The sequence below is a fragment of the Paenibacillus sp. p3-SID867 genome, from assembly GCF_025142895.1.
Classification (GTDB): domain Bacteria; phylum Bacillota; class Bacilli; order Paenibacillales; family Paenibacillaceae; genus Paenibacillus_AQ.
Map to the genome: position 1 here is coordinate 87,424 of NZ_JAMBDM010000011.1, position 14,911 is coordinate 102,334.

Below are 14,911 nucleotides of genomic sequence, written 5' to 3' on the forward strand. Positions count from 1 at the left end.
CTTACAAGCATAACATTTTAGCGAAGAATATGGTATATTGTAGCCCATAAGAATTACGAGGTGATGAAGAATGTCAACAACCATTTCTATATTACTATTTGCAGGATTAGCTGATCGAATCGGCACAGCTACGCTTACATTCAGCGTACCTGGCTTGCCCCTTACTGCCGGGGAATTAAAGCTGCTGCTTAGTAAGGCTTATCCTGATGCCCAATCTCAGATTTCCACGGCTTTCGTCGCGGTCAATCAAGAGTATGCGCCCTCGGAACAGCTTATTCAGAGCGGCGACGAGGTAGCTCTAATTCCGCCTGTGTCCGGTGGTGACGGTACAACCCCGCAGGACTCCGGATCCAGGTCCTCGGCAGATGGGAAATGCACGATATCCTACGACCCCCTGTCCGTAGAGGCAACCATTGCCAAAGTTCATGACGATAATCATGGAGCAACGCTATCCTTTGTAGGTACAACGCGAGAGATGACCGGCCAGATGCGAACGGTTACGCTGGAGTATGAAGCATACATCCCGATGGCGCTTAAAGAAATGCAGCAAATATGCGCGGACATCTTTCGACAATGGCCCGGTACGCAATGTGCGATTTCCCACCGTATCGGTACGGTCGGAATTGGAGAAACCAGTGTTGTGATCGCTGTATCCTCCCCGCATCGGAATGCATGTTATGAGGCCAGCCGTTATGCCATCGAACAACTGAAACGATCCGTTCCAATCTGGAAGAAGGAGATCTGGGACAATGGTTCAGAGTGGAGAGGCCCGCAGACCGGACCATGGGACCCAACCGTTAGGCAATAAGTCATGATTACACATTGTAAAACCATAATTTTCTTGCTAAGATAGTTTTGATCTTTTTACTTATATAAGGGCAAGAGGTGCAATGATTTGAGAGTACATGTCACGGACCTGATACCCGGTGATCAAATGCAGCATGATGCTTACAACACAAACGGCGTTCATGTTCTACAAAAAGGAGTTACCCTTCGTTTAGAGGATATATCCAAGCTACTGCAGCACGGTATCGATTACATAGAAATAAAGCCACGCGCACTGTCTGTATCCCTCGATTCTTCGTCTGAAATTTCAGATTCATACAACAAGGTTAAACCTCATTTCAATCTTGCATTTGACGGGTGCTCTACCTTATTTACGGAAGCGTCACAATCCGGTAAATTCAATGAGTCCGTTGTGGACGATGTTTTCATGCCCTTAGTCGACTCACTGAACGAGCATACGGATGTTGTCTCCCTGCTATTGCTGTTTAATGGTAAAGACGATTATACCTACAGGCACTCCATTCAAGTTGGAATGTTATCGTACTACATCGCGGATTGGATGGGTTACTCCGACAAGGAAGCTTATGAAATCGGCAAAGCCGGCTATCTCCATGATATCGGCAAAAGCAAGATTCCTAGAGATATATTGGACAAGCCAGGGAAACTGACTTCTCAAGAATATGAAGAAGTAAAGCTGCACACCATTTATGGTTACGAGATGATCTCTGAATCCATGGATGATAAGGTCACCGCTATGGTCGCGCTCCAGCATCATGAACGGGACGACGCTTCCGGTTATCCACGAGCGCTCCGTGCAGACCAGATTCATCCATACTCTCACATTTGCGCTGTAGCCGATGTATATAGCGCGATGACAACGAACCGGGTCTATCAATCCAAGCAGCAGCTGTTAACCGTACTTCGGGAGCTGTATAGTCTTAGCTTCGGGAAGCTGAACGGCAAGCCGACGCATGCCTTCATCCAGCAGATGCTGCCGAACTTTATCGGTAAGAAGGTTCTGCTGACGACTGGCGAATCCGGCATCATCGTCATGAACAATCCTTCGGATTACTTCCGTCCGCTTGTGAAGACCGAGGATCGATTCATCGACCTCTCCAAGGAGTATAATACCGAGATCCAGGAGATTCTTCTGTAACCGGGGTTTCGACTAAGGCCCCTTATAAATAGCCCATATAACCGTCAGACTGTATGTTGGCGGTTTTTCGCGCGCTTTTGTGACATTTCTCACATCCCCTCACTCTTGATTTCTGGCAAAATAAAAGGCGGATCCTCTCAAGACGGGCTCACGCAACTATATAAGTCACATTGAATCAACATAATATAAACAATCCAGACATCCCCAGCATTAAAAAAAGAGGCAAACCACTCGTGCCCGAGTGATTTGCCCCCTTGTACATAAGAAATATTTAGCCGATGGAACCTTCCATCTCGAATTTGATGAGTCGATTCATCTCAACGGCATATTCCATTGGAAGTTCTTTGGTGAATGGCTCGATGAAGCCCATAACGATCATTTGCGTAGCTTCAGACTCGCTAAGGCCACGACTCATGAGGTAGAACAATTGTTCCTCGGACACCTTGGATACGGTCGCTTCATGCTCCAGCGTAATGTTGTCATTCTTGATCTCATTGTAAGGAATCGTATCAGACGTCGATTCATTATCAAGGATGAGTGTATCGCACTGGATGTTGGCTTTCGCGCCTTCTGCATTCCGACCGAAGGAAGCCAGTCCACGGTATGTTACTTTACCGCCATGCTTACTAATGGACTTGGATACGATCGTAGAAGTCGTGTCCGGCGCCAAGTGAATCATTTTGGCTCCTGCATCCTGGTGCTGGCCTTTGCCTGCTACAGCGATGGACAATACCATCCCTTTTGCACCGCGACCCTTCAGGATAACGGCAGGATACTTCATTGTAAGCTTGGAACCGATGTTGCCGTCCACCCATTCCATCGTGGCGTTCTCTTCAGCAACGGCACGCTTGGTCACCAGGTTGTAGATGTTTGGCGCCCAGTTCTGAATGGTTGTATAGCGAACGCGCGCATTCTTTTTACAGATGATCTCTACTACCGCACTATGAAGCGAGTTCGTGCTGTAGATCGGAGCCGTACATCCTTCTACGTAGTGCACAAAGCTGTCCTCGTCCGCAATGATCAGCGTACGTTCGAATTGACCCATGTTTTCGGAGTTGATACGGAAATACGCTTGCAGCGGAATTTCACATTTCACGCCTTTTGGAACATAGATGAAGCTTCCGCCAGACCACACGGCACTGTTCAGCGCAGCGAATTTGTTATCCGTTGGAGGCACAACCGTTGCAAAATATTCTTTCAAGATCTCCGGATGCTCTCTAAGAGCCGTATCGGTATCCATAAAGATAACGCCTTGATCCTCAAGATCCTTTTGCATGTTATGGTATACAACTTCGGATTCGTACTGTGCGGATACACCCGCCAGGAACTTCTGCTCTGCTTCCGGGATACCCAATTTATCAAAGGTTTCCTTGATCTCGGTAGGTACTTCCTCCCAAGTCTTGCCTTGCTTGTCGGAAGGTCTTACATAGTACTGGATATCGTTGAAGTCCAACTCATCGAGATCGCCGCCCCAGCGAGGCATTGGCATTTTCTCGAACTGCTCCAGTGCTTTCAAACGGAATTCCAGCATCCATTCCGGCTCGTTCTTGATTTTGGAAATTTCCATAACAACTTCACGCGTCAAACCTTTGCCGGTTTGAAAAATAGCTTTGTGCTCGTCACGGAAACCATATTTATACTCTTCAATTTCTGGTGCTTTTTTAGCCATTTAACTTACCTCCCTATCGATCTATTCATTCGCTTACTTCGCGTCTATTCCTTTTCGGAGTGCGTTCCACGCAAGTGTTGCGCATTTAATGCGTGCAGGAAACTTGTTGACACCGGATAGGGCTTCAATATCCTCGTACTCTTCAAAATCTACGGCCTCGCCTTTCATAAGGGAGGAGAAGCGGTCTGCCAGGCTGATCGCTTCATCCAGCGTCCTGCCTTTTACGGCGTCCGTCATCATCGAAGCGGAAGACATGCTGATGGAGCAGCCTTCCCCCGTATATTTGGCATCGGCTACCACGCCGTTCTCTACCTTAAGCTGCAAGGAAATGCGATCTCCGCAAGTCGGATTGTTCAAATCGATGGTTACCGCATCTTCTTCAAATTTACCACGATTGCGGGGGTTCTTATAATGATCCATGATGACACGTCTGTACAAATCGTCAAGTTGCATCGCCAAAATACTCCTTTGTCTGGATTAAGGCGCTAACTAATCGATCAACGTCCTCTTCTGTATTATACAGATAAAAGCTCGCGCGTGCCGTAGAGGATACTTTTAACCAACGCATAAGCGGTTGACAGCAATGATGTCCTGCACGAATCGCAACCCCCTGTGCATCCAGCACCGTTGCCACGTCATGCGGGTGAACGTCGCCGAGATTAAAGGTAACAAGGCCCACTTTACGTTCACGAGGACCGTAAATGGTAATCCCGTCGATCTCGGAGATGCGGTTCATGGCGTAGGCCGCAAGCTGCGTCTCATGCTGTTCGATGGCGTCCATTCCGATTTCCTCCAGGAAATCGATGGCAGCGCCCAAACCGACAGCCCCTGCAATGATAGGGGTACCCCCCTCGAACTTCCAAGGGAGCTCCTTCCAGTTTGATTCGTACAATCCAACATCATTGATCATTTCTCCGCCGAATTCGATCGGCTCCATTGATTCCAGCAGCGCCTTCTTGCCGTATAATGCGCCGATACCTGTTGGAGCACACATCTTATGGCCGGACAAAGCGTAAAAATCGCAATCCAGGTCCTGGACGTCCACCTTCATATGCGGTGTGCTTTGCGCACCGTCAACTACTATGACGGCACCGTGGCGGTGTGCGATTTCCGCAATTTGTTTCACGGGATGCACAACGCCCATGACGTTGGATACGTAAGCGATGGCTACAACCTTGGTCCGTTCGGTAACGAGTGCCTCGACATCTTCGACACGGATCGTGCCGTCAGGCTGCAGAGGAATATATTTCAGCGTAGCGCCAACGGCAATAGCCGCCTGCTGCCACGGTATGAGATTACTGTGATGCTCCATTTCCGTCAGGACGATTTCATCCCCGGGACCGCAAACGGAGCGCGCGTAGGACGATGCTACCAGATTTAGGGCCGTCGTCGTACCACGGGTGAAAATAATCTGTTCCGAACTCTCGGCATTAATGAAACGGGCAACCTTCTCCCTGGCTCCTTCATAAGCATCGGTAGCACGGCTGCCGAGTGTATGAACCCCGCGGTGCACATTGGAGTTCTCCCACTCGTAGTACCGCTTGATAGCATCTATGACCACCTGCGGCTTTTGTGATGTCGCGGCATTGTCGAGATATACCAGCGGATGTCCGTTGATCTCCTGATGAAGAATGGGAAATTGCTCACGGACAGAGGCGATCATTGTCCCAGCTTCCTTTCAACGAGCCCCTGCAGTTGGTCACGAAGTCCCTCAAGCGGAATTTCGCTGACAACCGGAGCCAAGAAGCCGTAAATAATCAAGGATTCCGCCACGGGACGCGAGATACCACGGGACATCAGGTAGTAAATTTGCTCCTGATTCACTTGTCCTACGGATGCTGCGTGGCCGGCTGTTACATCATCCTCGTCAATCAACAGAATCGGGTTCGCGTCGCCGCGGGCTTTCGGGCTAAGCATCAGCACGCGTTCGGTCTGTTGTCCGTCCGCCTTCGTTGCACCCTTCTCAATCTTGGTAATGCCGTTGATGATGGCTTGTGCCTCTTCGCGCATGACTGCACGGGTGATCATCTGGGACGCCGAGCTCTTGCCGAAATGCTTCGCTTGCGTGGTGTAGTTGATCTTCTGGGAGCCGGAGCCGACCGCGATGACTTTCGCATCGGATGTCGAACCGTTGCCCTTCAGAATACTCATGGTATCGCTAGCTGTATCGCCATCGTTCATCTCGCCAACAATCCACTCAATCGAAGCGTCATTGTCCAGCACCGCACGACGGAATGTAACATCGGTTGCTTCGACAGCCAACTGGTGAACGGAAGCATAACGCACCTTCGCTCCGTTTTTAACGAAGACTTCCACCGCTCCGTTATGGGTCACCGGCGCAGCCAAGGAATCCGAAATGTAGTTGTCTACATAAGTGATCTGACTGTTTGCTTCGGCTACTACCAGCACATGCGGTGCAAATGTCGCTTCGGCATCGTCTGTCAGCATAACGGCTTGAAGCGGAACATCAACCTCCACATTTTTAGGAACATAGAGGAATACCCCGCCGTTCCATACCGCAGCATGCAGAGCAGCCATCGCATGCCCGTCATTCTTAAGCGCTTGGTGCAGATAAGGCTTAACCAAATCCTCGTGTTCTTTAACCGCTGTTTCCAAATCGGTGAAAATGACGCCTTTGGCAGCCAGTTCCGGAGCCAGACTCACATATACGGTTCCCGAATTGCGTTGGATAACCAGGCCGCCTTCTCTTGAACCTTCAACAAGTTTGGCTACCTGTTCAGGCAGTTCGTCAAGGGAAGCAAGTTTATTGCTCTCTTTATATTCACCATAGCTTTGGATGTTCCAGCGCTCGATGCGTTGTTTCTCCAGCTTGGGCAGTTCCAACTGGCCAGCCAGTTCCAGGGAAGCCAGACGGCTGTCTGTCAGCCAGGCCGGTTCCTGTTTACTTTCGGACAATGCCTTCAGAGCCTCAGCGTTGACCGGAAGAATGGTTTGTGTAGTCATATCGTTTCCTCCTCCCGTCTATTTACGCGTCTTGACCTACAGTTTCATCAGTAATGCCCAGCTCTTCCTTAATCCAGTCATAACCTTCTGCCTCCAGGCGCTCTGCCAATTCAGGACCACCGGATTTTACGATGCGTCCTTGCATCATCACGTGAACATAATCTGGAGTGATATAGTTAAGCAAACGTTGATAGTGGGTAATAATCAAGAAACCGCGTTCTTCGGATTTCATGGCATTTACACCGTTCGCTACAATTCTCAAAGCATCGATATCCAGACCGGAGTCGATTTCGTCAAGCACGACAAGTTTCGGATCCAGCATCATCATTTGCAGGATTTCGTTACGTTTCTTCTCACCGCCGGAGAAACCTTCGTTCAGGTAACGGTGAGCGAACTCAGGATTCATCTCGAGTTCTTTCATTTTACCTTCCATTTGGCGAATGAACTTGATCAGGGAAATCTCGTTGCCTTCACCGCGGCGCGCATTGATGGAACTGCGCAGGAAGTCGGAGTTCGTAACGCCGGCGATTTCGCTCGGATATTGCATGGCCAGGAACAGACCTGCGCGTGCGCGCTCGTCAACTTCCATCTCCAGCACGTCTTCGCCGTTAAGGAATACCTTCCCTTCGGTAACTTCATATTTAGGATGACCCATCAACGCGGAAGCCAAAGTACTTTTGCCTGTACCGTTTGGTCCCATGATGGCATGAACTTCTCCGCCTTTCATCTCAAGGTTGATACCTTTAAGGATCTCCTTGCCTTCGATTGCTGCTTTCAATCCTTCAATGACAAACTTGGTTGACATATTAGATTCCCTCCGTTGAATAGGTAGTGTATTGTTGTCCTATATGATAACAGGATTGGACGCCCTGATTTCATAAAACAAAAAATAATTATTTATTTATAATCATTCTAAACTGATTATCAATGATTCTCAAGCCATTTTATAATAAAATATGACGTATTTCAACCGGACAAGCGTTTTGCGGACAACATTCGGACAACCGTAACAATTAAAAAACAGGCATGACCGATAGACCGGCCAAGCCTGTTTGGTTCACCCTGTTCCCCTCCATATTTGCGGTTGCTTCCGAGATTCTATTACGGCATCCGGCACCGGCGTTTATCGCGCGTTGACAGACGGTGCTCAGGTCAACATCTTGAGCTATAAGGCACACGGCATGATAACCGGCACCCTCTGCTCTTGCAAATACAAGGGAAGAACAGGCAGCATTCTGTTGTATTACGCTTTACCCAAGGAACGAACGCAGCATCCACATGTGCTTCTCAAGATCTGCCTTAAAGCCGGTGAACATGTCCGCGGTTGGCGCATCGCCGGCTTCCTCGGCCATTTCGATGCCTTCCGCCAACTCCTCGGATACGGTTGCAAAGTCCTCAATCAAGGCTTGTACCATGCCACGGGTATCCTCGTTGCCCGAAGCCTCCTGGACAGTCGCAAGTTCCAAATATTCTTTCATCGTAGCAGCCGGTTTGCCTTTAATCGAGAGCAGGCGCTCCGCCACCTCATCCATCTTAAGTGTAACTTCGTCATACAATTCTTCAAATTTAACATGAAGGGAGTAGAATTGCTCTCCGGATACATACCAGTGATAGTTGTGGAGTTTGACATAGAGCACGTTGAAGTTCGCAACCTGTTGATTCAACAATTGCTCCAGACTTGCATTTTTCGTTTTTCCTGCAGCTTTGCCAGATGTAGTTTTTGCCATGGTTAATCCCTTCCTTTTCTATATGAAATGCACCCTGTACTGCGTCAAAGGAACATTGTGCAGAGCGGTGTATACCCATTGTAACGGGTACCATCTGCTAATGCTATTCCTTCATTAATATATGAGTACATCCTGTGCTTGGGCGTCTATTTGTAGTTTACCCTTTGGACAACGGAGCGAATCAGGTTCAATAACCTTTCGTCTTGCCAAAAAATTATACAAAATTCGCGAAAAAACGTTATACTAGGTAATACCAAGCAAAAAAGTTGGCTTTGATTTTCTTCTATTCTATTTGGGGGTGACCATCCATGTCTGCATATCATCCGCTGAACGCGGAAGAAGCTATACAATTAGCTAAAAGTATACCGGGCCGGTTCCCGGACCATGCCCAGCTCGAATGCCGCGAAATCGGCGACGGCAATCTCAATCTGGTGTTTCATGTCACCGCCAAAAATACGGCTGATAGTATCATTATCAAGCAAGCTGTTCCTTATGCAAAAGTTGTAGGCGAATCTTGGCCGCTGTCTCTCGACCGGGCCCGCATCGAACGACTGGCGCTGGAGACGGAGTACTCCATTTGCCCCGACCTTGTGCCCGAAGTATACGGTTATTCGGATGAGCTCGCCTACACCGTAATGGAAGACCTGAGCGAGTATACCATCATGCGCAAAGGCCTGATTGAGGGCAATGCCTATCCGAAGTTCGCAGAGCATATCGGCCGCTTCCTGGCCAGAACGTTGTTCTACACGTCGGATCTCGGGATGAATCAACAGAAGAAGAAGGAACTTGCCGGCCGCTTTGTCAATCCGGATTTATGCAAAATCACCGAAGACTTAATCTTCGAAGATCCATACCGCGAATCCGCCAATAACAATTATGCGCAGAGCATAGCTGATGAAGCGGAAGCCCTACGCGCCGACCTGCCGCTTCACTTTGAGGTCGCGCTGCTTCGGGAGAAGTTTCTGACTCACGCACAGGCTCTGCTGCACGGGGATCTGCATACAGGCAGCATCTTCGTCACGCCGGAATCCACCAAGGTAATCGACCCGGAATTCGCTTATTTCGGTCCGATGGGATTCGATATCGGTGCGGTCATCGGCAATCTGCTGCTAAACTATGCGTCACAGCCGGGCTGGAGTCGGGACGAGCATACGCTGGCTGCCCGGGAAGCCAGACTCCTCGAGATGGCAAGCGACGTCTGGACCCACTTCGAGAACAACTTCCGCGCGCTGTGGAATGATGATCTCTTGGACGAGATGTCCCGCACGCCAGGCTATCAGGACCACTATGTATCACAGATTTTGAAGGATACTGCAGGATTCGCGGGCTGCAAAATGATTCGGCGCATCGTCGGATTGTCCCATGTTGCGGACATCGACACCATAGCCGATGATCAAGCCAGAGAAGCTGCGCAGCGCAAAGCGCTGGCCATCGGCAAAAATCTCGTGCGACATCATCGCAGCATCAAGTCATTTGAAGACATTTTAACTTTGATTACGCAAGCAACTAAAGGAAACGAGGTATCGATATGAGCGGTATGACTACCGGCAATGCCAGCACCTATGAGCCGCTAAGCTCCGTTTATTGGGGGGGAGACCATCTGGTCCTGCTGGACCAGCGATTGCTCCCGGAAGAGATTGTCTATCTTCAGCTCTTCACACCGGAGGAAGTCTGGGAAGGCATTCACTCCATGAAAGTCCGCGGCGCGCCGGCTATCGGCATCGCGGCAGCATTCGGCGCAGTCCTTGGCGGCATGCAGGTTGAAGCCGACGATAACGAGGGATGGCTGCAACAAGTCGCAAAAACTTGCGCTTATCTCGCAACGTCCAGACCGACAGCCGTCAATCTGTTCTGGGCGCTGGACCGTATCAAGCTTGCGGCTGAGAAGCTGGCAGCTTCCGATCTCGATACAGCCGGACTGAACGCGGCGCTGCTCGCCGAAGCCGAAGCCATTCGTGCCGAGGATGAGGATGTATGCCGCCGCATCGGTGAAAACGCGCTGCCGTTCTTCCAGGACGGCATGGGCGTGCTCACCCACTGCAACGCGGGCGGATTGGCAACTGCCAAATACGGTACCGCCCTGGCGCCGATGTATCTGGCTCATGAGCAGGGCCTGAACATCAAGGTGTTCGCAGATGAAACAAGACCTGTCCTGCAAGGCGCGCGTTTAACTGCTTTTGAACTGCAGCAGGCGGGGATTGACGTTACACTGCTGGCGGATAACATGGCCGCCATGGTTATGTCCAAAGGCTGGATCCAAGCGGTTATCGTCGGTACGGATCGCGTTGCCGCAAACGGCGATGTCGCAAACAAGATTGGAACGTACGGAGTAGCGGTACTTGCTAAAGCTCACGGCATTCCTTTCTACGTAGCTTGCCCGCTGTCCACAATTGATCTGAATACGAAGACAGGCGCCGATATTCCGATTGAGGAACGTCCTGCCGAAGAGATCACGGAAGGTTTCGGCAAGCGCACAGCTCCGCAAGGCGTAAAAGTGTACAACCCTGCCTTCGACATTACGCCGAATGAATATGTGACAGCCATCATTACGGAAAAAGGCGTCGTGCAAGCTCCTTATCATGAGAGCTTAAAAAGCTTGTTCGAATAACCGCTATATCCGCCAAATGTTTTATGGCATCATAAAACGGACAACCGGCCCCCAGCCGAATTGTCCGTTTTTTTACGGTTTGCATTTTAGTGCATCTGAAGTCTAAACCTTGTTATCTCCAAAAAAAGAGCGATCCGCACAGGAATCACTCTTGGAACAGAAGGCATACATGACTCATAACATGCGCAGGATCGCATCCTTGCCAGCCAAGCCAGGATGAATGCCCCACTTCTCTGCCTCCAGGGTTACCGATTCCAGCGGCGCTTCCAGCAGCTGCTCCAATGTGCGAACCCCTACGGCTCTTCCTGCGATAATCTTGCGGTCAGCAAGCTTTTCGTTAAGAAGGCCCACATCGAGTGCACCGCACATAATATAGCCCCGGGAAGTGTATACGGCCAGCAGCGTTGTTTTCGGAAGCTTTACTTCGACGCCCATAACGGTATGTCCTTCAATATCGATCGGCAGTAAAGTCACCAATATCAACAAACCTCCCCTCACGTCGGCTTAGAATTATGTTTATTCTTTTGGAACCGACATGGTGCGAATGTCTCTCATATTATGCATTCCAGCCCACACGTAATGGTGCGAATGACTCGTAAGTCAATAGAATAAAGATGAAATATGCATGACATTAGGACTATGAATATTCGAAAATTATGGTATATTTGATTCAGTAGAAACAATGTGAAAGCTGGTGAATAATAAAAGCTATGAACACAATTCCTGCCACCGACGATAACGGCTTTTTATTCAACGTTGATATTCTGGTCAAGAGTTCCTCCAACGCACTGGCTTTGCAATATTTGCTGGAAATGCTGAACGACAAGACTGAAGTCGTCGATTTCCGGGTTAAGTCCGGAATGGAACTTGGAGAAATTATCAACACCTTGGTTCAAGCCAAGAAAGATTCCGTTATTAGCAAAGCCTCCGGGAAGATGGCTTCTGCCGCTTCTCAGATAGAGAAACCTGCGCCACCTGCGGCTTCCTCGCCGGAAAAAAAGATCGCTGCAAGCGCTCCTCCTGTCCAAACTCCACTCACCGGAAGTGATCCCTTTGAATGGATAAAAGTATACAGTAAGGACAATCGCCTTGTTCGCCTGACAACCAACCGCCACGGTAAGCAGACAAGTCTTCCCTGCCGAATTCTCAACTATGATGAAAGCAATTTCCTGGTCAACGTCTATCATGTCGATGAGAAACAAGTGTATACCTTCAAGCTCAATGAAATTGATGAGTTCAGCGTCAGCTGAGTCGGTATTAAGTCCACGGTATTCATCAAAAAAACGGCTTCGCCGCCCCATAAGCAGGGATCGGTGAAGCCGTTTTTTTTAATATCAAGCATTTTTTCGGGACAACGCCGAAGACATCAGCATCAGCCAGCCCACGATAAAGGATACACCGCCGATCGGCGTAATCGCACCGAGCCACTTCAAGCCCGATAAACTTAACACGTAGAGACTTCCGGAAAATATGACGGTTCCCGCAATGAATAAAGTCCCTGACCAGAACAGCTTCCGGGATTCGCCAAGAACCTTCGCCACAATCCCCGTAATCAGCACCGCAAGTCCGTGAATCATATGATAATGGACTCCGGTCTCATAAATGGCAAGTTCGTCCGGCGTAATCTTATCCTCCAGCATATGGGCGCCGAATGCCCCGATAGCGACAGATAATGCCATCAGGATCGAACCCCATGCGATGAATCTACGACTCATGCCTCTTCAACCCCTTTTTTCAGCGGACACCCGTGTCCTTATGTAATCAAATTAAGTGTAACGGATTCAAGGAAGCTTTTCCACCGGCATGTGAGACGCTTTGGACTTGATTTCAGGGCCATTTTGTGAAAGATTAATAAGGATGTCTTTTTATTGAAGACCACACGAACCCATTAGAGAATGAATTCTTATGTTAGGAGCGATTATGTACATGGATCAACAATCACCTGCCTCCCCATCCGAGGACCAAGGTTCACCTAAGCGACCCAAAACCACCTTTATTCCACCCGAGGATAGAAAAAACTCCCGCTTCGGCATCGCCTCATTCATCTTGTCGATCGTGACGCTGCTCGGGTATATTCTGCTCGGCGCGCTCGGCACCACGATGATTGAGCCATACATGACGGAGAACGGACCGCTCCTTGAGCCGACTCAGGAAACGCTGGAAGCGATGACCACGCTGGCGGCCGTGTTCATCATCGTGATGATCATCAATATCACCGGCTTGGTGCTTGGCGTTGTAGGCTGCTTATCCAAAACACGCAAGCGTGCTGTCGCCGTGATTGCCACCATCGTGAACGGCGTAGTCATCATCACCATCGGAGCTCTTTTCTTATTCGTATTAAATGCTTAAGGAGTGCCACTTCAAGACACTTGCCTGATTCATCTCGGGTTAAGTGTCTTTTTCATGACAAACCCGGATTGATACTCACATATCGCTCTTTCTCCCGAATATAATGAATTACTACAGCCAAAAAGACGGCAACCGTGTCAAGGCAATACTTGGGAGGTGACTGTCCATGCAAAATGAAGACGCCCTGTCGTTTGTCGTATCCCGTGAAGACTGGTCGCTGCACCGCAAGGGCTATCAGGATCAGGTACGTCATCAGCATAAAATTCGTGAAGTCATCAAACGCAACCTGCCCGACCTTATTACCGAGGAAAACATTATTCTGTCCGACGGAAAGCAGATCATCAAAGTTCCGATCCGCAGCCTTGACGAATACCGTTTCATCTATAACTATCAAAAGCAAAAGCATGTCGGTCAGGGCGACGGTGACAGTCAGGTTGGGGACGTCCTTGGACGCGACCCTTCGTCAGCCCAGCCCGGTAAGGGAGAATCGGCCGGCGATCAGGCAGGGCAGGACATCGTGGAAACCGAGGTCAGCCTGGAAGAACTGGAGAATATGCTGTTTGAGGAACTGGAGCTCCCGCTGCTGCAGCCCAAGGATAAAGAGCAGATCGAGACAGAGTCCATCGTCTTCAACGACATCCGCAAAAAAGGCATCATGTCCAACATTGACAAGAAACGCACCATCTTGGAGAATTTGCGCCGCAATGCAAGAGACGGCAAACCCGGCATCCACGGGATCAGTCCGGACGACTTGCGTTACAAGACCTGGGACGACACCGTCATCCCGGAATCCAATGCGGTCATTATCGCCATGATGGATACGTCCGGATCCATGGGCTCCTTCGAGAAATACTGCGCGCGCAGCTTTTTCTTCTGGATGACCCGCTTCCTTCGCAAGCAGTACGAGAAAGTCGAAATCGTGTTTATCGCCCACCATACCGAGGCAAAAGAAGTGACCGAAGAAGAGTTCTTCACACGGGGTGAAAGCGGCGGAACCATATGTTCATCCGCTTATCAGAAGGCGCTTGATATCATTCATCACCGTTATCCCCCTTCCAAATACAACATTTATCCCTTCCACTTCTCCGACGGCGACAACCTCACGTCCGACAATGAACGCTGCGTCAAACTCATCGGCGAACTGCTGAAGGTCAGCAATATGTTCGGTTATGGCGAAGTCAATCAATACAATCGCAGCAGCACGCTGATGTCGGCTTATAAGAATATCAAGCTGGACCAATTCATGTATCATGTCATTAAAGACAAAGGGGAAGTGTACGAGGCACTCAAAACCTTTTTTCGTAAACGGCAGGGAGCGGCGATCTGACCCATATTCTACATTAATAAAAGGGAAATCATGGATGTCGAATCATCCTGATGTTGGAGGAGGCAGGGACCTCCTCTTTCTTATGGCCTATTGTGATACAGCTAACAATTGGTTACCGAATCATGGATAACGAGATGTGTAGACTTATCCTTTCAAATGAAAAATCTGTTTTATTATTGACATCATAATGTAGCCGTAGCTTCACTTTTTTGTCACCTTCTGTTTTTCCTGGAATGATAGTATTGGCTATGACATCGTGTTGCAGGATATTACAGGATTCGATAAGCGTCTCCTTAATTTAAGATATCCTCCTATAAAGGAAAGG

General features: G+C 49.3%; 15 protein-coding genes. 7 read left to right on the plus strand and 8 right to left on the minus strand.

Features of this window, described 5'->3' with window-relative positions; translation table 11 throughout:
- Positions 1-70: 70 nt before the first annotated feature.
- Positions 71-808, plus strand: a complete 738-nt coding sequence (moaD, locus tag M4D81_RS22220) for a molybdopterin converting factor subunit 1 (protein ID WP_071218033.1) — start codon at positions 71-73, stop codon at positions 806-808.
- 87 nt (positions 809-895) lie between these two features.
- Positions 896-1,942, plus strand: a complete 1,047-nt coding sequence (locus tag M4D81_RS22225; RefSeq protein ID WP_071218032.1) for an HD-GYP domain-containing protein — start codon at positions 896-898, stop codon at positions 1,940-1,942.
- A 271-nt stretch (positions 1,943-2,213) separates the two neighbouring features.
- Here the strand turns inward: M4D81_RS22225 and sufB are convergent, their stop codons facing one another.
- The 6 genes from sufB to M4D81_RS22255 form a co-directional block, all read right to left on the minus strand.
- A complete protein-coding gene (gene sufB, locus M4D81_RS22230; RefSeq protein WP_071218031.1) occupies positions 2,214-3,611 on the minus strand; it encodes a Fe-S cluster assembly protein SufB in 1,398 nt (465 codons plus the stop codon).
- Between the two features lie 33 nt (positions 3,612-3,644).
- The gene (sufU, locus tag M4D81_RS22235) at positions 3,645-4,064 is read right to left on the minus strand and encodes a Fe-S cluster assembly sulfur transfer protein SufU (protein WP_071218030.1); all 420 of its coding nucleotides are present in this window, start codon (positions 4,062-4,064) and stop codon (positions 3,645-3,647) included.
- Positions 4,054-5,274: a cysteine desulfurase gene (locus M4D81_RS22240; protein WP_071218029.1), complete on the minus strand. Its 1,221-nt coding sequence runs from the start codon at positions 5,272-5,274 to the stop codon at positions 4,054-4,056. The genes sufU and M4D81_RS22240 overlap by 11 nt, the downstream gene beginning before the upstream one ends.
- Positions 5,271-6,575 carry a Fe-S cluster assembly protein SufD gene (gene sufD / locus M4D81_RS22245; RefSeq protein WP_071218028.1) on the minus strand — a complete coding sequence of 435 codons (1,305 nt, stop codon included), beginning with the start codon at positions 6,573-6,575 and terminating at the stop codon, positions 5,271-5,273. Before sufD ends, M4D81_RS22240 begins: the two co-directional genes overlap by 4 nt.
- Before the next feature lie 22 nt (positions 6,576-6,597).
- Entirely contained in the window at positions 6,598-7,380 is a 783-nt protein-coding gene (gene sufC / locus M4D81_RS22250) for a Fe-S cluster assembly ATPase SufC (protein ID WP_071218027.1), read from the minus strand.
- 445 nt (positions 7,381-7,825) lie between these two features.
- A complete protein-coding gene (locus tag M4D81_RS22255) occupies positions 7,826-8,302 on the minus strand; it encodes a Dps family protein (protein WP_071218026.1) in 477 nt (158 codons plus the stop codon).
- A 308-nt stretch (positions 8,303-8,610) separates the two neighbouring features.
- Between M4D81_RS22255 and mtnK the strand changes: the two genes are divergently transcribed.
- Both mtnK and mtnA read left to right on the plus strand, forming a co-directional pair.
- Positions 8,611-9,834 (plus strand): S-methyl-5-thioribose kinase, encoded by a 1,224-nt coding sequence (mtnK, locus tag M4D81_RS22260; protein WP_260068077.1) that lies wholly within the window; start codon positions 8,611-8,613, stop codon positions 9,832-9,834.
- Positions 9,831-10,910: an S-methyl-5-thioribose-1-phosphate isomerase gene (gene mtnA / locus M4D81_RS22265; protein ID WP_220684112.1), complete on the plus strand. Its 1,080-nt coding sequence runs from the start codon at positions 9,831-9,833 to the stop codon at positions 10,908-10,910. The genes mtnK and mtnA overlap by 4 nt, the downstream gene beginning before the upstream one ends.
- A 174-nt stretch (positions 10,911-11,084) precedes the next feature.
- On the opposite strand, the gene M4D81_RS22270 is transcribed toward mtnA, so the two are convergent.
- A complete protein-coding gene (locus M4D81_RS22270; RefSeq protein ID WP_113057527.1) occupies positions 11,085-11,387 on the minus strand; it encodes a YunC family protein in 303 nt (100 codons plus the stop codon).
- A 233-nt stretch (positions 11,388-11,620) separates the two neighbouring features.
- Between M4D81_RS22270 and M4D81_RS22275 the strand changes: the two genes are divergently transcribed.
- Positions 11,621-12,160, plus strand: coding sequence for a hypothetical protein (locus M4D81_RS22275; protein ID WP_260068078.1), 540 nt, complete (start codon positions 11,621-11,623; stop codon positions 12,158-12,160).
- 84 nt (positions 12,161-12,244) lie between these two features.
- On the opposite strand, the gene M4D81_RS22280 is transcribed toward M4D81_RS22275, so the two are convergent.
- The gene (locus tag M4D81_RS22280; protein ID WP_260068079.1) at positions 12,245-12,625 is read right to left on the minus strand and encodes a DUF423 domain-containing protein; all 381 of its coding nucleotides are present in this window, start codon (positions 12,623-12,625) and stop codon (positions 12,245-12,247) included.
- A 211-nt stretch (positions 12,626-12,836) separates the two neighbouring features.
- Between M4D81_RS22280 and M4D81_RS22285 the strand changes: the two genes are divergently transcribed.
- The gene (locus M4D81_RS22285; protein WP_233355059.1) at positions 12,837-13,259 is read left to right on the plus strand and encodes a hypothetical protein; all 423 of its coding nucleotides are present in this window, start codon (positions 12,837-12,839) and stop codon (positions 13,257-13,259) included.
- 166 nt (positions 13,260-13,425) lie between these two features.
- Positions 13,426-14,586 carry a sporulation protein YhbH gene (yhbH, locus tag M4D81_RS22290; RefSeq protein ID WP_113057531.1) on the plus strand — a complete coding sequence of 387 codons (1,161 nt, stop codon included), beginning with the start codon at positions 13,426-13,428 and terminating at the stop codon, positions 14,584-14,586.
- The last annotated feature ends 325 nt before the right edge of the window (positions 14,587-14,911 follow it).

Excerpts from the sequence above, each read along its gene's own strand:
- M4D81_RS22280 (WP_260068079.1), bottom strand. The coding sequence starts at position 12,625 with ATGAGTCGTAGATTCATCGCATGGGGTTCGATCCTGATGGCATTATCT.
- M4D81_RS22255 (WP_071218026.1), bottom strand. The coding sequence starts at position 8,302 with ATGGCAAAAACTACATCTGGCAAAGCTGCAGGAAAAACGAAAAATGCA.
- sufB (WP_071218031.1), bottom strand. The coding sequence starts at position 3,611 with ATGGCTAAAAAAGCACCAGAAATTGAAGAGTATAAATATGGTTTCCGT.
- sufC (WP_071218027.1), bottom strand. The coding sequence starts at position 7,380 with ATGTCAACCAAGTTTGTCATTGAAGGATTGAAAGCAGCAATCGAAGGC.
- mtnA (WP_220684112.1), top strand. The coding sequence starts at position 9,831 with ATGAGCGGTATGACTACCGGCAATGCCAGCACCTATGAGCCGCTAAGC.
- M4D81_RS22240 (WP_071218029.1), bottom strand. The coding sequence starts at position 5,274 with ATGATCGCCTCTGTCCGTGAGCAATTTCCCATTCTTCATCAGGAGATC.
- moaD (WP_071218033.1), top strand. The coding sequence starts at position 71 with ATGTCAACAACCATTTCTATATTACTATTTGCAGGATTAGCTGATCGA.
- mtnK (WP_260068077.1), top strand. The coding sequence starts at position 8,611 with ATGTCTGCATATCATCCGCTGAACGCGGAAGAAGCTATACAATTAGCT.
- M4D81_RS22275 (WP_260068078.1), top strand. The coding sequence starts at position 11,621 with ATGAACACAATTCCTGCCACCGACGATAACGGCTTTTTATTCAACGTT.
- sufD (WP_071218028.1), bottom strand. The coding sequence starts at position 6,575 with ATGACTACACAAACCATTCTTCCGGTCAACGCTGAGGCTCTGAAGGCA.
- sufU (WP_071218030.1), bottom strand. The coding sequence starts at position 4,064 with ATGCAACTTGACGATTTGTACAGACGTGTCATCATGGATCATTATAAG.
- yhbH (WP_113057531.1), top strand. The coding sequence starts at position 13,426 with ATGCAAAATGAAGACGCCCTGTCGTTTGTCGTATCCCGTGAAGACTGG.
- M4D81_RS22285 (WP_233355059.1), top strand. The coding sequence starts at position 12,837 with ATGGATCAACAATCACCTGCCTCCCCATCCGAGGACCAAGGTTCACCT.